The organism is Lysinibacillus sp. HST-98 (assembly GCF_016757845.1).
GTDB lineage: Bacteria > Bacillota > Bacilli > Bacillales_A > Planococcaceae > Lysinibacillus > Lysinibacillus capsici.
Map to the genome: position 1 here is coordinate 36,365 of NZ_JAENHX010000014.1, position 22,888 is coordinate 59,252.

Here is a 22,888-nt window from a genome sequence, read left to right on the forward strand (position 1 = left end):
TCTTATTACGGAGGATAATTATTGTTATGACTGTAGAAGCTGCTCTTTATTTACTATTGTGGTTATTAACTTAGAACTTTCATTGTTCCAGCAGACGCATACAGGATGTTGCGGATCGAGATAGAATATTTGAGTAAAAAGGTCTTTCCTTGTTTTTTTTATGTTGGTGGTATCAAGCAAATATGGCGATAAGTTTGGCAATAAACCTGTTTTAAAAAGAGCCTCTTTTAAAGTCCAAAACTCATAAAAAACATGTAAAGGCTGATGAGAGACCAATTGACGCTCTGTCTCAGAAAGCGCATATACCATCACATCTTCACTTACTGGCTTTATTTCTTCAACATCAATGCCCACTCGTCCGATAGTGGTGACTGCTAACACGATCCAATTCCCAGAATGAGAGAGATTAAAATCTCCCTGCCAATGGGGGTGTCCTGCAATATATGGGCGCCCACATTCATTGTGAGCTAGATATAACAGAACGTCATCTATATAGGGAAGGAGTGCCCATCTAATAAGAGTGCTACCTAGCAACGCTCTTTGCTGATCCTGCCAGTGCTTGTATTGCTGAACTTTTCTTTGAACCTCAAAAGGGAGTACTTTAAGGAAAGTATCCCGTTCTGATGGTGCTAACTTTACTCCTAGAGGAAGTGCAAATAACTGTATAGTTTGTTTTATCATGTTATATTGACTTGTTTTGGTTCTGGAAAGTAGCCTGTATCAATGCCATATTGAATCATTCTGTGAATAAAGGCTTTATTTGGTGCCGCACATTCAATCTTGGTATGAGCTAAAAATTCTATCGTTTTTTTGCAATTGAAGATAAATGGGGAGTCACTTGCTCCATCACCTTCAAGCTGCGCAATGGCTAACGATAAATATTCCTGTACACCTTTTGGATGATCGCCATTTAATAGCCAATCAGTATACTCTTGTGTTGAAACAATTGTTAAGTCATAACCAATTTCCTTAAGCATATCGATTAATTCTAAATAAGTAAGCGATACAGGGTTACATAAATGGAAGACATGGCCGTTGGTTGCTGGCTGGCTTGCCAAAGAAACAAGTGCCTGACTAGCATAATTAATTGGTGTGAAGTCAACATGCCACTGTGCAGTAGGTGTTTTACCTAAATTAAGCATTGATTTAATCATACGGTAAAAGGCATTGTCATCGATATTACGTTGGAATTTACCTGTTTCAGAATGACAGCTTAAATTTCCTACACGATAAATGGAGACAGGGATTCCATCCTGTACAGCGTTGCGAACAAGGTTTTCTGCTTCTAGCTTACTTTGAGTATAAACATTATCAAGCTTTACATTGTAATTGAAGTTACCTTTTGCTTCATTTGGTCCCCATTGTATGGCAGCTAGCTCCTCTGGAATGCCAATTGTCGATACATAATGGAAATGCACACCTGGTTTCTGTTTGGCTATTTCAAGCAAGTAGCGAGTTCCATTCACATTGACATTATTAAAATGATCAGCTGCACCGAAATGACGTACATCTGCACCACAATGAATGATGGCATTAATTTCTTTCATAATGATTTTTTCATCTTTATCAGATAAATGAAGTCGATGCTTCCCTAAGTCACCCTGGATAACAGTAATACGATCTTTCATCTGCTGAGCAATGGTATTGCCAAAATAAAATTGCATACTCTCTCTTAGTTTTTCTTCAATTGTAGTTTGGGTACTTGGTCGAATAAGGCAATATATGTGCGCAGTTGTTGTTGCTAATAGCTCATATAATACATGACTACCTAAATAACCTGTAGCACCTGTTAGTAATACCGAAGTCATTGGCAAGGGCTTCACGTTTTGGGAGACTTGTAGAGGACTAGGCTCCATTAAGTCCTTGAATACCATGTTTTTAGTTGGCTCGTCTTGATCTTCAATAGCTTCTGGTTGATAATGACGAATATAATGATCCAGTTCAGCAATCGTTTGATATTGGAAGAAATCCTGAATCTTTAAGAATGGTATATGTTTTTTCACTTGTACAAGAATCTCGAGCACTTTTAGCGAATGCCCACCGATATGAAAGAAGTTATCGTGAATGCCAATTGGCTCAATACCGAGTACAAATTCCCAAGCAGTAGCAAGCATACGCTGTGTATCATTTTCTGGGACAATATATGTAGTGCTACGTGATAAAGTTAATTCCAATGAAGCTAAGTGTTTACGATCAATTTTTCCTGTAGGGGATAACGGCATTTCTTGCAATTCGATAAATTGCTCTGGTACCATATAATCTGGTAAAAGATTTGCTAAGTAATCCCTTAAAAGACTCTCCTCAAGCTGCATTCCACTTGCCGCCGTATAATAGGCAAATAAATGATTATGCCCATCAGCCATTTTCTTCGCAATGATCACAGCTTCCTGAATGCTCGTATGATTGCTCAATACTGTTTCGATCTCTCCAAGTTCAATACGGAAGCCTCTTACTTTAATTTGAGAGTCTTTACGTCCAACAAATTCAATGACACCAGTTGGCAATAGTCGAACTAAATCACCTGTTCGATACATTTTTTGATCTGGCTTTAAGAGATGAGGGACAAATACTTCAGCCGTTTTTTCAGGCTGATGTAAATAACCGGCTGCTAAACCAGCACCAGCAATACATAATTCTCCGATTTCATTAACGGGACATAGCTGATCGTCCGTATTAATAACATACATTTCATAATTGGCGATTGGTCTACCAATGGGGATACTAGATTGCATGTCTGTTATCTGACTTTTCACCTTAAAATAGGAGGACAATACTGTACACTCAGTTGGTCCATACACGTTAATAATTTCTGTAGAAAGTCCAAATTTGTCTTGCCATTTTTGAACAATGGCAGGCAATAGGGCTTCACCACCTACAGATAAATAATTTAATGTCGAAAGCTTTTTTCTATAGCTAACTGGTAAATGTGTAGCTAGCTGTGTAAAGAAAGCATTTGGAACAGTAGCGGTCGTTACTTGCTCACGGTCGATCATATCAGCAAATGCCTCAATGGATAAACGTTCTATACTTGTAAGCATATGAAGTCTTGCCCCTGAAAATAAAGCAGTAAAAGTTTCTGTTATAGAAGGGTCAAAACTAAAAGAAATAAACTGGGAGTAAACATCTTCTTTAGTTGAATGGTAGATTCGTTGATTATCTGTGATTAAATTAATGACAGCTTCATGCTTAAGCATGACGCCTTTTGGCTTACCTGTTGAACCAGATGTATAAATAATATAGGCCAAATCGGATGGAAGAAGTTCACATTGGATATTTTCCTGTGAATACCCTTGCTCCATTTGGTTGATTGTGAACACTGTACGTGTTTGAGAATCATTATGTATAAAATCATTTAGTAGAACTGTATGTTCGTTTTTCGTTATGATAAATGGAGCACCTGTATCGTTTAATAGGTACTGACAGCGTTCTTTTGGATAGCTCGGATCAATGGGAACATAAACTCCACCAGCTTTCAGGATACCTAACAAACTAATGACGGTTTCTTTACTACGTTCCATAACTATCGCTACATAGTTTCCTTTTTGTAGACCGTTGGCAACTAACATATGAGCAACTTGGTTGGATTGTTCATTTAGCTGACGGTAGGTAAGTTTTCCACCTTCATAGGATAATGCGATTCGTTCCGCATATTTTTGTGCTGCCTGATAAAATACGTCAGGTATTGTGGTGTTTTGATTATAGTCAGCTATTGTACGGTTTAACGTTTGATATGCGAGTAAGTCTTCTCCGTTTAATAATTGTGTACAATTGGATGGTAGCGTTTGTTGGTCAAAAGAATGCGTATTATTCTGTGATGGGTGTACATCAAATTCTTGTTTATTCTTCAATTATGACAACTCCTATTTTAGAAAAGGGCCGACACCTATGAAGGAGTGATTAGCGTCATTAGGTCCACAGTAGTGAATCGATCTGTGAGAAACTAACGGACATAAATCTCCTTTATAAGGGCAGCCCTTTCATTTTTTATTTCACTACAAAGGTATTAACAACATTCATTAATTCATCAGATAGCTCGGATAATACTTGAGCTTCTTCAGAAACTCGTTGTACTGTATTCAATTGAGAGGCAGAAGTTGCTGCTACTGCTCTTGTATTGTCCTTTGAATTGACTGAAAAATCTTCCATATCTTTTACAGCAGATGTTACTTCTTCCATACCAGCTGCCATTTCTTCAATTGTTGCAGAAAGCTCTTGAATTTGCCCTGTCACATGGTGAATGGAAGTTAAAATCTGGCTAAATGATTTTTCCGAATCATTGATCATGACAATACCATGATCTACTTCTTCTACAGCGTGAACCATGATATTTACAGATTCGTTTGTATCATGCTGGATATGAGAAATAAGTGTAGAAATTTCTCTTGCAGATGCCTCAGATTGCTCTGCAAGTTTACGTACCTCATCAGCTACCACTGCAAAGCCACTACCAGCCTCCCCAGCACGTGCAGCTTCGATCGCCGCATTCAATGCAAGTAAATTGGTTTGTGAAGCAATCCCTGTAATGATTCCTACGATTTCTTCGATTTTATTGGAATGTTCGCCAAGTAATTTAACAGAAGCTGCAGATTGATTAACTGCTTTGCTAATAGCATTCATTTGTGCAACAGATTTATTTGTCGATTCATTTCCTCTTTCAGCTTCCTCTGATGCTAAAATCGAGGATTCTGAAATTTGATTGGATGTCATGGCAATACGTTGAATACCAATATTCATTTCTTCAATGGTAATTGTACTTTCTTTTGCCTTCTGTACTTGAAGATCAGCGCCACTTGCAATCTCCTGCATAGAAGATGCTACATTATTATATGAATCGGAAGCTTCTTGCATATTTACAGATAAAACATTGGCTGTGTTTGAAACACGCTCAGAAACATTTGTTGTACTCTTAATAACTTTTTTTAAGTTATCAATCATTGAATTAAAATTTTGTGTGAGCATTCCTACTTCGTCTGTTGAAGTAACTGGTAATGGTTCAAGCTCTAAATTACCTTCTGCGACTTTTTTAGATTGTAAGGAAAGTTGTTGAATTGGTGTTAATTTTTTTCTTAAAAGAGTGTAAACAGCAATGGATGAACCAATTAAGAAAATAACCGTTACTAATAACGTCCATAGGGCTTCAGACATCGCTTTTCCTGTTACCATTGATACGTCATAGTCAATGGCATAAGCAGCCAGCATGTCCCCATTCTCATCCAAGATTGGTGTAAGGCCTGTTTTATAGCTACCATATTCATCGCTATAAATATCTGTTGCTGTTGCTTTTTTTGTATCAAAAACTTCTTTAATTCTTGCTAGGAAATCCGGAGATAAACCCATTGCAATCATATCTTGGTTATACTCTGCCCCTAGTTCAAGTATACTAGATGATAGAACAGGTGCATTAATATTTTCACCGTTAACGGTAATTAAAAATAGATTGGTAATGCTATCAGAATTATCATTGATTGCATCCATTTCACTAGTTAATCGTAGAGCATCGGGGTTACTATTTGTAGGATTCTCTAATATCGATTTTAGTGTAGTAATATCAATGGTTTTGGATAGGATCATGCCTTTGTCAGAAAGAGATTGATTCATGTCTGTTAAATTACTATTTCTTACTATATAATAAGAAAGACCTAAAGTAACTAATCCGAATAATAATAAAATACTCACTACTATTGCAGTTAATTTCTTACTAATAGACATTTGCTGCTTCTTGCGTGTTTTCATGCTTTTCCTCCTAATATGATATAGCAAATATTTCAAGCTAAGGACTATAAATGGATAATTTAGTCAATGTAATACACATTGAAGATGGTGATGTTATTCGTAGAAGTCCAGATGCGTGTAAACTATTTATAGATGCAAAATAATCTATTTATCCCCTATCATTTAACTACTATACTGCCAAAAAAATTGATTCACAACCCAGAAAACTTACTATTTCAAGGCATGATTTCTATAAATAAACGATAATATATAGTTTTTTAGTCTATATAATTTTTAGGTTAGGTTAAATTTTTACAAAAAGCGACATATTTCCTGATATAAAAAAGAAGTATGCTCAAATCTTACTTATTTTTGGTTGATTAAAAAATTGGCTGAAATATCAATTTCCAATTCCTTGTTAGGGCTTTTTACTTATTTTGTCATGTCTTATATGTAAAGGAATTTGATGATTTTTGTTATGGGAGTAAAATGAAAAAAAGGTTATTTCTTTATTCTTAAATAAAGAAATAACCTTTTCTAGTTGTTGCTATGGTCGTGGATTTCCAAATATACCCGGTAGAATATTAGGGAGTCCTGGTATTAATGGTGGTGGGAAACCAGGATATTGCCCCCCTGGACGTGGCGGATAAGGTTGAGGCGGATAAGGCTGTGGTGGATATGGACGTGGCGGATAAGGTTGAGGTGGATATGGACGTGGCGGATAAGGTTGAGGTGGATAAGGTTGAGGCGGATATGGTGGGTATGGCGGTGGATAGGAACTACCAGGAGGTGTTCCTGTACCTGCAGCAGTGATTTGACTAACATCCACAGTCACTATTTGACCATTATCTAACTGAATTTCAGCAGTTCTTCCTCCAGTTCCGAATGTTCGAATTAATGTACCTGAATAAGTACCAGTAGGGAGTGTTACCCATATTTTCATACCTGGGCGAAATTGACTGTTAAAATCATCAGGGGCTAATCTAGGATAAACCAATGAAACACACCTTTCTTCATTTTTTCTAACATATGCCTATTGCGATTTTTGTCATAGGCTATAGGCTATGGATGCTTAAGTTCGATTTTGTTATAAAATAAAACGAATTTCATTATAATAAGGGAAAAAGCTAAAAGGATGTTTAGCATATGGCAATTATTAAGATAAAAAAAATAAACTTACAAAATTTACGAAATGTACGACAGGGTGAAATTGTACTCGCAGTAAATTTTGAGACATTTCTACAAGCGAATGTTGTTGGTCTATATGGACAAAATGGCTCTGGAAAGACAACCATTGTAGATGCATTTAGTTTATTGAAGACACTTCTATCAGGATGGCTTGCTGAAGTGAAGTTGCCCTCTCAAAAGAAAAGACTTATATTGGCAGGAGAGCAAACAGCTAGCTTGGATGTAGAATTTCTAGTTCAGAATCAATTCGGTACATTTTTTGTAAATTACTATGTGGAGCTACAGGAGGATCAGCATCGACTATATACTACGTTGGAGCGCCTTACCTATCGAGAAAACACGAAAGGGAAGCGATCAAAGATTTTAGTGGCTGTGTCGGAGAGGGATGTACAAATCCGTCAATCGAAACTGGATGATTTGAGTGAACAAGCACGAATTCAATTACTGGTTATTCAACAGTTAGCAAGAAAACAATATATGTCATTTCTATTCCATAAGGATATAAAGGCATTATTACAGGAACGACTTTCTGAGCTAGAAATGCAGTTGCTTCAAAATATTGCTGTTGATTTTAGTCGAGACTTACATGTTGTTAATACTCAAAATATTGCCCCACTATTTGAAGAACGGATGATGCCATTCAGTATTCATTTAGAGAAAACAAGAGGTCTTATTCCTTATGATTTAAATGGCCCAGCTTTATTACCAGAGGATGGATTCTATGCTTTATGTGAGGTTATTGAACAAAGTAATCAAGTGCTCTCAGCCATTATTCCTGGTCTGACGATTAAAATTAATATCATTACAAAGCAAATGATGGACAGTGGCGAGCAAGGAATCCGTTTCGAATTTTTGTCTCAGCGTGGGGAGCAGGAATTACCGCTACGAACAGAGTCAGAGGGAATTTTAAAGATCATTTCTATTCTTAGTGTATTGATTGCTGTATATAATAATCCGAATGCATGCGTGGTTATTGATGAATTAGATTCAGGTGTATTTGAATATTTGTTAGGTGAGTTGTTAACAGTGATAGATGAGGACGGAAAAGGGCAACTTATTTTTACTTCCCATAATCTACGTGTGTTAGAGGTGCTAGCTATTAAAAATTTATGGTTTACGACAACAAATGAACATCACCGTTATATGCAGCTAAAAGGTATGAAAGAAGTAGATAACGCTAGAGATGTCTATTTACGTGCTATCCAGCTTGGCGGGCAAGAGGAAGAGATATATAAGGAAACTAAAACTTTTAAAATAAAGCGGGCTTTTCGTAAAGCGGGTGTTCAACATGACTAAAAAAGTACTTTTAATTATTGTGGAAGGGCAGACGGAGCAAATTATTTTAGAGGATTATTTAGATGCTCATTTTGCGAACTCCACAATACGCTTTGATGTACAACGAGAAGATATCTTAACAAAGTGGGATGCGCACAAACGCATACCGAATATTAAAAACAGTGTTGTACGAGTGATTCAAAGCTATCTTGAAAAATATAAATTTTTAGCCAATGATTTAACAGCGGTTGTTCATATTACAGATGCAGATGGATGCTTTATCGCACCAGAGTGCGTCAAGGTAGATGAGCGTATCGAGCAAAACTTATTTTATACAGACGATGCTATTTTAGTGAAGTCGGATAAACGCAAAGAACAAATAGAACAACGCAATGATATGAAGGCTAAGAATGCTAGAATTTTGATTGCCAACGACCACTTTAGCATTAACCGTATGAAAGTACCTTATCAATTATTTTATTTTTCTACGAATTTAGAGCATGTCTTATGGAATGAGCGCAATGAAATCCCTACAGAAAAAATACAAAAAGCAGATGAATTTATGGACAATCTGACATGCACGATTGAGGAATATTTAAGCACCTATCTCCCAGTCAGTTCAGAGTTGTCATATAGGGAAAAAGTAAAGAAAAGTTGGTCATTTTTAATGGAAGGCTGTCATTCATTGCATCGTGGCACGAATGTACCGCTATTATTTGAAATGATTAAAACAGATGTACAGTAAAAACAGGTGACGAATGGAGTCACCTGTTTTTATCTAGAGTACGTTAGTGCATTTGCTCATAGCTTCGAATATGAGTTAAAATAGCTGGATCTTTAATTTTTGTATCTTCACATAGTAATAAGAGTTTGGACATGATCTCAGCCGTCCGTGGATCATCATCCACCATCGGTAAGAAAATTCGTCCACGATGCTGAGATGGGACAGCAATAATTGGGATCATGGAACCGCCTATTTGATGCACCACACCACTTCCTAAATGTAAGGAGTAACTTGCTAGCTTACCTTCTATGAGGGCATGTTGCTTTTTCACTTCCACATTATTTAGCTTCAATAATTTAGCCAATTCTTCTACGATAATACTGCGCATTTCAACAGTAGAATGACTTGCCTCAGGGTCTACACCACCGACATGAGCTACGCTGACAACGAGATCAATATCTCGCATAACCTCAGAGAATATCGCAGCTGGAATATCATCTAAAACGATATCTTTGCCTGTTAGTCGATCATAGAAGTAAACACCTTCGATTGCAGGTGCTTCAATTTCTGCTGGCGTAAACCAATCTGCCTGTGCATACAAGGATGCCACAATATTTTCCTTATAATATACTTTACGTGGTCCTGTTTCATAGCTGATTTGCCAGCCACGTGTTTTCAACAGGGCTACTGTTTGTGAAGGATTTACTTGATGCCCTGCATAGCGCAATGATTGTTTCTGTGCTTTTTCATCAGCATTGATGAGATATAACTCACGGAACACTTGCTTAAATGGCTGTTTAATTTTGTGCTCGAACATATAGGATTGCCATTGTCTCCATTGACCACTTTCTAGAAGGTGGTAAGGATGAGCAATCTTTATAGAGGACGTAGGAGCAAGGTCCACAATGTCAGCCGATAGAAGCTGTAAACCTTCTGGTGTAAGCATTCCGACGTAATTATCGCTAATAAATAGTAGTTTTTGTAAAAGCGGAGCTAGAATCGGATGGGCTAATAAATGAATAAGCTCCTCGACCGAAAATACTGTTTCTAATTCCATTGCTTGCTCAAGCGCTGGGCGGGCTCGTTTATATTGCTCTTGTAAGTCTTTTCGGGCTTCCTGCAAGGTTACAATATCAGCATGCTTTTTTAAGGCAGCAGGAACGTTCTTTAGACGTTTACCATCCTTTTCAACAATAATAGCTACAGAGGCATCATCTTCTATTTGTAGATGGGCTGTAATTTGCTCGATTTGTTGTGCTTTAAATAAATGCTTCATATCGTTAAAGGCAGATAATTCCATACGCCATGTGAAGCGAGTGGCTTCTCCATCGCCTGCATTGCGCGCTAAATTTTCTAGAGCGATACTTGCTGCTCGAGCCTCACTTGCGCGGCGTTGAGCACCAAATTGCTTACTTTCCTTTAAAAACTGTTGAATAAATTGGTAGCGTGTTAAGGCATCTTTATCATCTGATTTTTTTAGTGGGATAAGGCCTAATGCACGTAGTTTATCTTTATTACGCTTGTCTTGGATTTCTTGCATTAATGGTTTAGGACTAAGCTTACCAATGGCAGTATCTGCATAAAGCTGTGCCCTACGATGATTAGCTCCTTCTGAAGCATATTTTGCTGCATCATAGACAATTTTGAAATTTTTTGCACCGAGTGTTTGGTAAGCACTTTGGAACCAAGCTAAATCGAATGCCCCATCACGGAAATCCTCAGCATTGATGCTAGAGAAAAGGGCAATTTGATCCTTGGCATAGTCGGACAAGGAATCTGTTGTGTGAGCAATAAAATACCAAGCTGATTCTTTTAGTCCATCCCAACCAATTACTTCACTGACAAGGTCTATCCAATGTTGGTTATACATCATTGCTTCAATTAAACGCTCTTTAGAAATGTCTGTTTTCTGCCATGCTTCTTTTAATTGCTGCGCTGTTTCTTCTTTTTTGGGGTAACAGTTAGTTAGCAATCGGGAGAATACATCCTTTTTCGTTTCTGCCTGCCAAATATAGCCTCGCGCAAGCTTTTCTCCGTCAAGTGCCTGTAGAATCTGTAAGAAATAATCAATACCCTCAAAATAAGAAATGCTACTAGCAAGCTTTGTTACAGCAGTAGGCGTATCACCACGTTTTAGTTCTATGGCTAAAATACGATCAATCGCTTGTTCACGAATAGTAAAGAAATCTGTTAAATCTTCAAACGACTGTTGATAGCGTTCTAGTAACTTAGTTGGCTCATTAAATATTTCTGAAGCGAGCGTGTTGGTAAATATGGCTTCAAATAAGTGATCTTGCGTAAATAAACCAACTTTCATGGCGTCTAAATATTGGAATAAAGACAAATTGTAGACGTTTGGGCTATAGCTAGCATTTTTCATACGCTTTGTTAGCTCTTCATTGATAGCTAGCATTTTGACATATTCACCATAGGTTGAGTAATCAGACCAGCATCGATCAACAAATGACTCAACGACATCTAAATCGATAATAGTAGAAGTGGAACGATAGTAATAATAGCTCTTCTCTCGAACGTCAAGTTGCCACTGATCCACAGGAATTTGTTCGAGTAGCTGTAGCATAATGCCTATTGCCTGTTCAAAGCGATTAAATTCGGGTGCATGCTTTTGTAGTAATGAAAGAGCTTCCTGATGTAGTATTTTGTGACCTGAGATTTTGTCGATATCTTGGGTTAATACTGTGAATATCTGTTGAATTGTATCGTCATATTTCAAGGAATTCAATTGAGTAACACGTTCTTTTAATTCTTTGTATTGGAAGAACGGTTTAATTAGTGTATGAGCTGCTTCGGAAAGATCATGAGCAGAAGGGTATTCTGATAGACTATGATAAAAATTAAAATAGGCTAAGTCCTCATTACTAAATAATGTTGACTTCATCCATTGAATAATTTCTTCAGGGATAGGATAAGCATCAAGACTAGCATGTCGTTGATTATCTGATTTAGTTGCCATTACACTATATTCTTGCCCTAATGTAGTGGTAATGGGTGTGTCATTCCAATGATATGTTTCATACTCTAGTTCAGCATGTTGATCTAAAACCTGAATAAGCTGCTCAAGCTTAGATAATAACTTATCAATATCATATTGAAAGAATTTTTCAAAAGGTGTAGGTGCCTGTACATAAAGTGGAGCAAGCTGTTGCCAAGGCTCTACACCATTCATTTGAATGGCTCCATCCGAAATACAGCCGTATTGAATAAGGGGATGTGGCGTATACAAGCCAAAGCCATTACTCTCGTTATACTCAGGGACATCCTTTGTAATTAATTGCTCTAACAAAACTTGCTCGTTTTTAGTTACTTTTGGTAATAAGGAGCATAAAGCTGTAATTTGTTCGCTTGCTAAGTTGTGTTGCTTAGAGGCTTCTAATAGTAATTCAATCCCTCCAAGTCTCTTTAACTGCTTACTATCTTTTAACAGCCTTTCAGCACTTTGTAACAGATTATTCTGTGCCTGAAATTTTAAGAGTAAAATAGCCTCTTTACGAAGTGCACCTGATTTATTTGCTAAAAGATCTTCAATCTTTGCTATTTCTTCTTCTGTTGGTGTTAAAGCACGTATTTTTTTTAACGCAAGAGAACGATTAATGGAACTACGATCTCGTAATGAATTAAATAAAAATTCTCGTTGACCTTGTGTGACAGGTTCTAGACAATAAATATTCAGTAGGCCAATTCTGCTAGATGGTGAGTAAGAATCTGCATGCTCAATAATTCGTTGGAATAATGCCTCGTCTTGTACATGATGGGCTAAAATAATTTGTGTTGAAATTAAATCTTCTAATGACAAATGGACATGGACGAAGGATAGCGGTTTACCTGTAATGTTAAGTCCATCTTTCGTAATTTCATTTTTTGCCCACTCAAGCTGCTCAAATAAAAGGTATTCAATCCCTTGTAACTGTGTGTTTTCTTGCATGAAGGTTTGAAGGATTTGCGCCCATTCATTGTCCCTTGCATACTCGCTATTAATATGGTGATTAGTATAAAGAAAATTGCCCCATGCAAAGGCGAACAATTCGATATCTTTTGTTGATAAGATTAAATCCTTTACAAATGGCGCTGTAAAGGAAATTTTCGATAAGTTTTTCAAAAAGGCAAGCGTTGTAAGTTGGATATGTTTGTCACGTTTTAAGAGTATTGTTACAAGGTCATTTATTTTCGTATAGTCCTTTGTAGCAGTTGCCCATAATGCCACATAGATATCAATTGTACGTTCACTCGTTAACAGTTGCTCAACAAAGCTGTCTTCTTCGATTGCTTGGATGGCTAAGGCAAGAACTTCCTCTGTTATTTTTTGATCTTCGAAGCTATTATAGCCAAGTCCCATCCAAGTATCGACTGCTCGAATTACAGAGGAGAAGCGTGTTAGGCGATGTTCCTGAATCAGCTTCATCATGTAGAATTGTGCATCAAGATTGCCATGGTCAATATTTTCTACTATTGCCTGTCGTAAACCTTCTTGTCGAGCAGCTGCTAATAAGAGTTTGCCAAGTGCATCATGCATCCGATGATTATTTGATTTAAAAATACCTCGAATGAATGGATGACCGAAAAAGCTACTTTGATGTTCTTCAAATAAAATACCCTCTACTGCTTCTTCAATTGACGGGTTTTCTAATGATAGTTCTTCAGCGAGCAACTGCTCAAAGACGTTAAAACCCATTACTTTTATATTTTCATTCTTTAAGACATAGGAGCTATAGTTTGGATAGGTTCCATGCTCATATTGACGATGATTCGTTAACAACTCCTGCAAAGTAATTTCCTCAAATGTCAGCATTTCTTCTATTAACTGTAAACTTTGAAACAGATGGTCTTGCACTTGTTGAGAAGAACGAAAAGATCGACGTAAAACACCTCTTTGGAACATTGTAGCATCAAAGCGCAATGCTAGTTTCTTGATCTTAAGTGCACGTTCTTGTGAAGAAAACAGGGTAAGCACTTCAAATAATGGTCCACTAAATAGCTCCTCCAGTGATGAATATTGCTGAGCAGCTATAAGCGTTTCAATGTCATAATCTCTATTGTCCATGTATTTTAACAATGCAGCTGCTAAAGGCTGTATTGCTATAGGTGCAGAATCTACTATACTTTGAAAATGTATTTTTTGTTCATGTGAAAGTGTCATATAAATCCCTCCTTACCAAATTCGTCCTGCAAGCATAGTGAGTTTAATAAATGTAAAGACATCGTCTTCCTGTATGTTTAATGGTGTAGAAAGAGAATCTAAAGATTCTTCATTATGAAGGACTAAAAACAGCTCGTCCTGAAAGGCTTGAAGCATTGTGGAAATGGCTTGATCCACTGACTGTACAGTATCCTTTTTCTTTTCTCCAAAATGTACTTTGCCATATTGAGCAGCTTCTTCTAATTGCTGATCCGTTAAATAAAGATGAAGTGGTGTATCTACCATTTTCTTATTAAATTGTTGAACCTGCTGTGTAACAAGTTGAACAAGTAAATCTTGTAACGTTATGACAGGCTCTTCAATTGAAAATGAAATTTTTTCAAGTTTACGAGACTTATTACCGATTACTTTTTGCTGGTAAAATAAACGCAATCTAACACCTCCTTACAATAATTTCATTATACAAGAGTGAGAACAGTGAAAAGAATAAGGCATATGACGCTAGTTACGTAAAAAAATTTGGGAAAAGTGTTATCAAAAGTAGCCTGCTACAACTGATTTGTAGGGTAGAAAGTGGGTAAAAATTTACTGAAGATTATGCGGGAAATAGAACATTTGTACGATTATTGTTATCAAGATAAGTATCATTTTGCGCTTTTTTATTCTAATAACGGTGAAGAAGCAGAATATATTACTCAGGTAACTTTATAGACATACATACGTAAAAGTAAATTCTTTCATGAAAGAGACTCGCTTTGAATTAGATTGGGTTTCTATGATTGAAGAATATTTTCTTTGTATTAAATAGGTGACATAATACAGTCCAATATTCATCCGCTATAAATAGTAGTCTATTTTTGTGTAGTTGTTGAAAGACATCTTTTCATCTCTGATTTCATAAGCTTTATAGGTATGATTTTATAAAGCTAGAAGGAGGCAAAATCATTCAAATACACGTTGTACGGGCTGGCGAGTCTTTATGGGTAATTGCACAGGCGTATGGGGCTACGGTTCAGAGCATTATAGATGCCAATCAAATTCCAGAGCCAAATCGTTTAGTTGTGGGGCAAGCTCTTGTAATCCCGATTGTCGGAAGCTTTTATTATGTACAGCCAGGTGATAGCCTATGGTCAATTGGCCAACGTTTCGGTATTAATTATGTAACACTTGCACAAGTAAATGGCATTAATCCAAATCAACCATTAGCAGTTGGAACGAGGTTATATATCCCACAGCCACCAAAAACAAGGGCAGAAACATTAGCCTATTTAGAGCCGAGAGGAACATCAGTTAGTGAAGCACTCTTGAATCAAGCGAGGGAAGCGGGTCCTAATTTAACATATTTAGCTTTATTTAGCTATGAGGCTAGGCGTGATGGTACTTTACAGAGGCCACCAAGCCAAGGTGTGACACAAATTGCAAATGATACGGGAGCATCAATGGCAATGGTTATTTCTAATTTGGAGAATTTTAGTTTTAGTGGTGAATTAGCGAGAGATATTTTTCAAAGTACAGCTGTTCAAGATTTACTATTTGATAATATTCTTGTAGAAGCAAAGCGACTTGGAGATGTTAAAGATATCCACTTTGACTTCGAAAATTTGCCAGCAGATCAACGACAAGCCTATAACAATTTTTTAAGAAGAGCTGTAGAAAAATTTCACGCTCAAGGATATACAGTGTCTACAGCATTAGCTCCTAAAACAAGTGATAGTGAACGAGGACCATGGACAGCGGCACATGATTATAGAGCACATGGGGAAATCGTGGACTTTGTCTTACTCATGACTTATGAATGGGGATATTCAGCTGGCCCACCAATGGCTGTTTCACCTCTCCCAGAGGTAGAAGCAGTTGTAAAATATGCGGTGAGTGAAATACCTGCAAGCAAAATTATGTTAGGGCAAAATTTATATGGCTACGATTGGACGTTACCTTTTGTTCAAGGGGGACCGTATGCAGAAGCGCTTAGTCCACAGCGAGCCATTGAAATTGCTAAACGTTATAATGCAGCAATTCAGTATGATTGGAGAGCCCAAGCACCATTTTTTGAATACTATGATGAGCAAGGTAGGGCGCATATGGTGTGGTTTGAAGATGCTAGATCTATTCAAGCTAAATTCAATCTCATTAAACAATATAACCTTCGTGGTATTGGTTATTGGAAATTAGGACTACCATTCCCTCAGAACTGGGTGTTAATTGATGCCAATTTTAATGTGGTAAAGAAATGAGAAAATGAAGAAAAAAGGACGGATTGCCCAATGTATTTTCTTCGAAGAGGAAATTATCTGTAAAATTCATTTCTAATTATGGGTAAATATATTATAATTATGGTAAATAGTATTTTAGGAGGTATATTTTGGGTAAATTTAAAAAGTTAGGTATTATTTTAACAACTACTGCATTTTCTGTTGGTATTCTAGCACCCGTTTCACAAGCTTCTGCAAATGTGAAAGAACCTTCAGAGCGTATTGCAATACAGTTGGCTGCCTCAGAGACAAAAGTGACAAAAGGTATGCTAATTAACAAATTACGTGCACTATTCCCTGAAGAGTTCAAATTTGTAGCTGATAATGAGTTTAGTTCTGGTGGCGGTCATTTCTTTAGAGAAGATACAACGGTCCGCTATGATTTAAACTTCCATAAAACGATAAATGGTAAAGATGTCTATGGTGGTTTTACATTTAAAGGTGAAGATTTAGAGTTAGAATATTTCTATTATCAGCCAGCTAATATCGCTGAAGCAGTATATCCTGCAAAATATTCAGAGAATGAAGCCAAAAAAATTGCAGAAGACTTCCTGAAAAAATTTGCGAAAATAGAAAACTATAAACTCCGTGAAGATGGCTTCGGTTATTACAATGACATCAATCGTCCATTATCACAACCAATTACCTACTCATTTGTTTATTCACCAACCTATAATGGAGTGCTTATTGGCGATCAAAGTATCACTATAGATGTTCTTGCTAATGGTCAAATAACAGGAATGTATAAAAATACAGAATTAATTGGTAAAGCAACCTTTGATAGCTCAAGTCAGAAAAAAAATGAGGAAGAAATTGTTGCACAAGTACGTGATAACTTAGCAGTTGAACTTCGTTATTACGTTGACTATTTTAGCGATCAACGTAATGTGAAGCTTGTCTATATGCCAGCAACAGGATTTAATGGTGTACATGCATTAACGAGTCAATGGCAAACAACGAATGGCTTCTCTACACAAGTTCCAAAGACGAAAAGCGCTGAAAAAATATCCTCACAGCAATTACCACCAAGAAAAAGTGGTATGACAGTAGCAGAAGTGGAGGAATTTGCTAAAAACTTCTTAAAGGTTGATGAAGATAAGGCGAAGCTCACGATTGATATGGTTGATGAAAGAGAAAATGACAATGGTGAAACAGTTTATACAGTAAATTATATGTATATGTACAATAATGGCGGGTCTGGTACCTCTTTCGAAATGAATAAGGCAACAGGCGATATCGTGCAGTATCACGATATTATGAGAGATTTTATCAACACTGACAAAACAACTACCCTCTCTAAGGATGCGGCATTAGCAAAGGCGATTGAATACTTAAAACAATGGGCTCCATCCTATTTACATGAGTATTCGATGCCAATTGATGATCCTGTCCATGATGATTATAGTAAAGATTATTACTTCTCCTTCCCACGCATCGTAAACGGGATTGCGGTTGTTGGAGATGAAATAAACGTAGGTATTGGCTCTGATGGGTCATTACGTTCACTGAATGTTAATAAACAAAAGATTAATAACTGGCCTTCTCTTAATCAGGTAATCTCTGCTGATAAAGCAAAAGAAGCATATAGTAAGGCCCTTACATTACAACTACAATATATAAAACAAGATACTGAAGGTAAACAACATTATGATCTAGTCTATGCTCCAACTTACAACGGTAGTTTAGTTAATCAGATTGATGCAATTTCTGGTGAATGGTTGTATGAGGTAGATGGCTCAAAAGAAAAACAATCTATTTCACATCCAACAGCAGCCAATGAATTAAATTATCTTTTAAATCAAAATGTATTAGAGGTAAAAAATATAGCAAACTTTAATGCTGATGCTGCTGTGACAAAGGGAGAAGCATTAAAGATTCTACTAAAATCTTTAACATATGGCCATTTTGGTAGTGGCGATGGTGAAAAGCAAACCTTCAGCAATATCGATAAAAACCATCCATTATATGGAGTGGTTGAACAAGCTGTAAGAATGGGAATTTTACAGCCAGCAAACCAATTCGCTTTAGATGAATCATTGACTCGTCAAGAGCTAGCGGTATGGGCTGTTAAAGCAATGCAATTGGAGAATGTTGCAAAGTATAAGGATATTTACAAATTAAACTTTGCGGATGCAGCATCCATTGATCCAGCGTATACAGGCTATATAGCAATAGCAAATGGGATGGGTCTGATAGATACACAGCAAAATAACTTTAATGCTACCAAGAGTGTGTCATATGCCGATTTGGCTGTGTCAACAGTTCGTTTAGCAAAAGCTATTCAAGAAAATAAAGTGGATCGTAACTTCTATTATTAAGTCGCATTCCATGAAAAGGGTATCTCCTTAATTGTAGGAGATGCCCTTTTTAGGTTAGTTTGTAGAAGAATGGGGAAATAATAAGTAAAGAAAGGAGTGAATAAATTGAAATTGAAATTTATTTTAGTGATTTCTTTAATGACTGTTATTCTTTACGGCTGTAATAAGGATGAGGTAAAAGATGTGCCTGCAAACGCTCCAGCAGATCAGAATGCTACTCAACAGACTGGTGAGACGCCAACTGACCAAGTGACATTTAATTTTATAGAGTTTTCATTAGATGTTGATTACTCTGCAACGGAGTCTTATGAGGTAGAATATGAGGATAAAAAAACCGGAATAGAAGCAAAATTAGAAGATGATCGAAAAAAAGAAAAACTGCAGGGCGATGAAGCTTATACTAAATTAGAGCCGTTATTTAAGCAGTTGAATTTTGATTCTACAACATCTAATGATGAAGTGATTGATCAAGTAATCAAAGTATTCAATATTGATGATAACTATCAATCCATTGAAGTGGATGTCGAATTTGTAGACGGCAATGAAAAGGAATTTAAACGAATTAAATAAGAAAAACAAGCCAGCTAGCTGATTTAATCAGTTAGCTGGCTTTTCATTCATTTACATTCTCGTACCCAATGTCGATGTTTAGCAAGGGCATGAACAAAAGATTTTGGATCGGTTGCAACCCCATGTTTATTGGCTATATGCTGTAAAAATAAAACATTTTCCGTATAACCTATTGTTTTACAGTGCTGATAGGCTTGTTCAATAAACTGTTCTGCTTTTGCTTGTTCATAGGAATTCTGAAAGGCTCCTGTAACATAAACCCCATCATAAAGAACTGAGGAGGTAGTAGCAAATGTTTCGTGAATTTCATAGCCGCTTACTATGCCTTGCTTATTACTTACTAGTTCAACTACGATATCTTCACTTAAAAATGTAGCAATAAGTTCATTTAATTTTTCACCACTATTTTCTGTAACAATTATAGCTACTTTATTAGATTTGACACTTTCCTTTGCATTGATTACTTGGCTAACAGCAGGAGAAGTTTGTTGAATATGTGGTACTTCCACTTCTACAGGTGGAACTATACCAATACGCTCAGCGATAGCGGAAGCAAGTGAGTAACTGACATGAGCATACATGTCTACAACTTGTTTTCGAATCGCTTTATTTTTTACTTTACCAAGTTCAAAGCTAAAGGCATCGATAATATGCTTTTTCTCAATATCTGTCATACTAAGCCAGAATAATCTTGCTTGAGAAAAATGGTCTTTAAAGCTCTCACTACGTGCACGTACTTTATGCCCTTCAACTTTTTCTTCATAATGCTTATATCCACCATCTGCTTCAGAAACAGGATGTGGTGTATTATTGGCTAAGGAATTTTTATGGTAGCTAACTTGTCCCACGTTAATGGTTTGTCGGCCATAGCCATCTCGTTGGTTATTATGAAATGGACAAATTGGTTTATTAATAGGAAGCTCATGGAAATTAGGTCCTCCCAGTCGTATTAACTGTGTATCGGTGTAGGAGAATAAACGACCTTGTAATAAAGGATCATTTGAAAAATCAATGCCAGGCACAACATGCCCGACATGGAATGCGGCTTGTTCCGTTTCTGCAAAAAAATTATCCACATTTTTATTCAAGGTCATTTTCCCAAGAATGCGTACTGGAATTTCTTCTTCAGGCCATATTTTCGTGGCATCAAGAATATCGAAGCTAAATTTGAATTCATCTTCAACGGGAATAAGTTGCACACCAAGCTCCCACTCTGGGAAATATCCACGTTCAATGGATTCCCATAAATCTCTGCGGTGAAAATCGGGATCTTTTCCAGCAATGATTTGTGCTTCATCCCATACTAATGATTTTACCCCAAGTACAGGTTTCCAATGAAATTTAACAAAGTGGGCTTTTCCTTCGGCATTGATAAAGCGATAAGTATTAACACCAAAGCCCTCCATCATTCGATAGCTTCGGGGAATCGATCTATCTGACATATGCCACATAACCATATGAGCAGACTCCTGATTATTTGCAATGAAATCCCAAAAAGTATCATGGGCACTTTGTGCTTGTGGTATTTCGTTATTTGGTTCGGGCTTTACAGCGTGTACAAAATCGGGGAATTTAATAGCATCTTGAATAAAAAATACTGGTATGTTATTTCCAACTAAATCATAATTGCCCTCTTGTGTATAAAACTTAGTAGCAAAGCCGCGTGCATCACGAACAGTATCTGCAGAGCCTTTAGACCCGGCAACGGTAGAGAAGCGGACAAAAACAGGGGTTTTAGTGCCTTTTCCATTTAAAAATTGAGCCTTTGTAATATCACTTGCGCATTCATATGTTTCAAAAATTCCATGAGCGGCTGAGCCACGTGCGTGTACTACTCGTTCAGGAATTCGTTCATGGTCAAAGTGAGTCATTTTTTCACGGAAATGAAAATCCTCTAGTAAAGTGGGTCCTCGCTCACCTGCTTTTAGTGAATGTTCATCTTCCGATATTTTTAATCCTTGATTGGTTGTAAGAGGTTGATCTTTATCACTTACTCGGAATGCTTCTAGCTGTTGTTGTTTTTGATTGACATCTTTTTTCATTTAGAATCCTCCTTTATAAGTTACAACTACCTTCTACCCGAACGAAAAGATGGCAAACATAAAGAAACAAATTGATTGCTGTTTAAAAATGTATATGTTATTATTATCTCGAATTAGAGATAATTAAATTCGAAGTAAAAAGAGGGAGTCGTATGAAGCAAAACAATCGTAACTTAAAAGCATTTACGGTCTTGTTCCGTGCATATCAAACGATTCAAGATGCAACTAGAAGAGATTTACTTCAATTCGATTTAAATCAAACTGAATTTTCGGTTCTTGAATTTTTGTATCACCATGGAGAACAACCAGTTCAAATGATTGGTAAAAAAATATTAATTGCAAGCAGTAGTATTACTTATGTGATTGATAAGCTCGAGCAAAAGGGCTATGTGTACCGTAAGGCATGTCCAAGAGATCGTCGTGTTACGTACGTATTACTAACGCTTGAGGGACAGGTTTTGATGGAGGAAATATTCCCTAAGCATGAACAGAAAATAAATGAGATATTTGAAGTATTGGAAGCCCAGGAGCTGGACAACATGATTTTATCACTTAAAAAAGTTGGCAAGAACGCCACTAACCAATAAAAAAATTTAAATATATATCTCGATATCGAGATATATAGGAGGAGCATACTATGAATCATTTAAAAGGTGTACACCATGTAACGGCTATCACAAGTAGTGCTGAAGAAAATTATAAATTCTTTACCTATGTTTTAGGAATGCGCTTAATAAAGAAAACAGTGAATCAGGATGACATTCAAACATACCATTTATTTTTTGCAGATGATAAGGGTAGTGCGGGTACAGATATGACGTTCTTTGATTTCCCTAATATCCCAAAAGGTGTACATGGTACAAATGAAATTTCAAAGATTTCTTTCCGTGTACCAACGGATGCTGCTTTAGATTATTGGATAAAGCGCTTTGACCGTTTAAATGTGAAGCATACAGGTATGAAAGAACAGTTTGGTAAGAAAACACTATCTTTCATAGATTTTGATGATCAGCACTATCAGTTAATTTCTGATGAGCACAATACAGGTGTGGCGGCAGGTACGCCTTGGCAGGATGGCCCCATCCCACTTGAGTATGCCATTACAGGTTTAGGGCCAGTATTTGTCCGTGTCGCTAATTTTAAATACTTTAAAGATGTGTTAGAAAAGGTAATGCTCTTTACAGAGATTGCAGATGAAGGGGACTTCCATTTATTTGAAGTAGGTGAGGGAGGAAATGGCGCCCAGATTATTGTCGAGCACAACACAGTGTTACCCGTTGCTCGTCAAGGTTTTGGGACTGTTCACCATGCTGCCTTTCGTGTAGAGGATCGTGCGGTATTAGATGAATGGACTGCACGCTTTGAAAGTTTTGGTTTCCACACTTCTGGCTATGTAAATCGTCATTTCTTTGAATCATTGTATGCACGAGTAGCTCCGCAGATTTTATTTGAATTGGCTACAGATGGTCCAGGATTTATGGGCGATGAGCCATATGAAACATTAGGAGAAAAACTGTCATTACCACCGTTTTTAGAACCAAAACGTGAACAGATTGAAAGTCTTGTTCGTCCGATTGACACTGTAAGAAGTTCCATTATGTTCGATAAAGAATATGAGTAATACCATTTCATCCAGTTGGGAAAGAAAAGCC

14 protein-coding genes are annotated in these 22,888 nt (G+C 36.9%); 7 read left to right on the top strand and 7 right to left on the bottom strand.

What is annotated here, in order from left to right:
* Positions 1-24 precede the first annotated feature (24 nt).
* From JIN86_RS22020 to JIN86_RS22035, 4 genes are all read right to left on the bottom strand, one after another.
* Positions 25-681, bottom strand: a complete 657-nt coding sequence (locus JIN86_RS22020; protein ID WP_202342884.1) for a 4'-phosphopantetheinyl transferase family protein — start codon at positions 679-681, stop codon at positions 25-27.
* Positions 678-3,848, bottom strand: a complete 3,171-nt coding sequence (locus tag JIN86_RS22025) for a non-ribosomal peptide synthetase family protein (protein ID WP_004224369.1) — start codon at positions 3,846-3,848, stop codon at positions 678-680. Before JIN86_RS22025 ends, JIN86_RS22020 begins: the two co-directional genes overlap by 4 nt.
* A 136-nt stretch (positions 3,849-3,984) precedes the next feature.
* Positions 3,985-5,733 (bottom strand): methyl-accepting chemotaxis protein, encoded by a 1,749-nt coding sequence (locus JIN86_RS22030; protein WP_202342885.1) that lies wholly within the window; start codon positions 5,731-5,733, stop codon positions 3,985-3,987.
* 526 nt (positions 5,734-6,259) lie between these two features.
* On the bottom strand, positions 6,260-6,709 hold the full coding sequence (locus JIN86_RS22035; protein WP_202342886.1) for a hypothetical protein: 450 nt from the start codon (positions 6,707-6,709) through the stop codon (positions 6,260-6,262).
* Between the two features lie 149 nt (positions 6,710-6,858).
* Between JIN86_RS22035 and JIN86_RS22040 the strand changes: the two genes are divergently transcribed.
* Positions 6,859-8,196: an AAA family ATPase gene (locus JIN86_RS22040; protein WP_202342887.1), complete on the top strand. Its 1,338-nt coding sequence runs from the start codon at positions 6,859-6,861 to the stop codon at positions 8,194-8,196.
* Complete coding sequence (locus JIN86_RS22045) at positions 8,189-8,920, top strand: hypothetical protein (RefSeq protein ID WP_202342888.1); 732 nt, start codon at positions 8,189-8,191, stop codon at positions 8,918-8,920. The genes JIN86_RS22040 and JIN86_RS22045 overlap by 8 nt, the downstream gene beginning before the upstream one ends.
* A gap of 43 nt (positions 8,921-8,963) precedes the next feature.
* Here the strand turns inward: JIN86_RS22045 and JIN86_RS22050 are convergent, their stop codons facing one another.
* Positions 8,964-14,054 (bottom strand): DUF4132 domain-containing protein, encoded by a 5,091-nt coding sequence (locus tag JIN86_RS22050; protein WP_202342889.1) that lies wholly within the window; start codon positions 14,052-14,054, stop codon positions 8,964-8,966.
* A 12-nt stretch (positions 14,055-14,066) separates the two neighbouring features.
* Positions 14,067-14,486 carry a hypothetical protein gene (locus JIN86_RS22055; protein ID WP_202342890.1) on the bottom strand — a complete coding sequence of 140 codons (420 nt, stop codon included), beginning with the start codon at positions 14,484-14,486 and terminating at the stop codon, positions 14,067-14,069.
* 629 nt (positions 14,487-15,115) lie between these two features.
* On the opposite strand from JIN86_RS22055, the gene JIN86_RS22060 reads away from it, so the two are divergent.
* The 3 genes from JIN86_RS22060 (at position 15,116) to JIN86_RS22070 (ending at position 19,194) form a co-directional block, all read left to right on the top strand.
* Positions 15,116-16,288: a glycosyl hydrolase family 18 protein gene (locus JIN86_RS22060; RefSeq protein ID WP_412759236.1), complete on the top strand. Its 1,173-nt coding sequence runs from the start codon at positions 15,116-15,118 to the stop codon at positions 16,286-16,288.
* Positions 16,289-16,416: 128 nt separating this feature from the next.
* The gene (locus tag JIN86_RS22065; protein ID WP_202342891.1) at positions 16,417-18,624 is read left to right on the top strand and encodes a YcdB/YcdC domain-containing protein; all 2,208 of its coding nucleotides are present in this window, start codon (positions 16,417-16,419) and stop codon (positions 18,622-18,624) included.
* A 96-nt stretch (positions 18,625-18,720) separates the two neighbouring features.
* Positions 18,721-19,194, top strand: coding sequence for a YusW family protein (locus JIN86_RS22070; RefSeq protein ID WP_244264667.1), 474 nt, complete (start codon positions 18,721-18,723; stop codon positions 19,192-19,194).
* 47 nt (positions 19,195-19,241) lie between these two features.
* Here JIN86_RS22070 and JIN86_RS22075 read toward each other — a convergent pair whose 3' ends face one another.
* Positions 19,242-21,236 carry a catalase gene (locus JIN86_RS22075; RefSeq protein WP_202342892.1) on the bottom strand — a complete coding sequence of 665 codons (1,995 nt, stop codon included), beginning with the start codon at positions 21,234-21,236 and terminating at the stop codon, positions 19,242-19,244.
* A gap of 152 nt (positions 21,237-21,388) precedes the next feature.
* Here JIN86_RS22075 and JIN86_RS22080 point away from each other — a divergent pair, with 152 nt between their 5' ends.
* Complete coding sequence (locus JIN86_RS22080; RefSeq protein ID WP_004224400.1) at positions 21,389-21,823, top strand: MarR family winged helix-turn-helix transcriptional regulator; 435 nt, start codon at positions 21,389-21,391, stop codon at positions 21,821-21,823.
* 50 nt (positions 21,824-21,873) lie between these two features.
* Positions 21,874-22,857, top strand: a complete 984-nt coding sequence (locus JIN86_RS22085) for a ring-cleaving dioxygenase (protein WP_202342893.1) — start codon at positions 21,874-21,876, stop codon at positions 22,855-22,857.
* Positions 22,858-22,888: the final 31 nt, after the last annotated feature.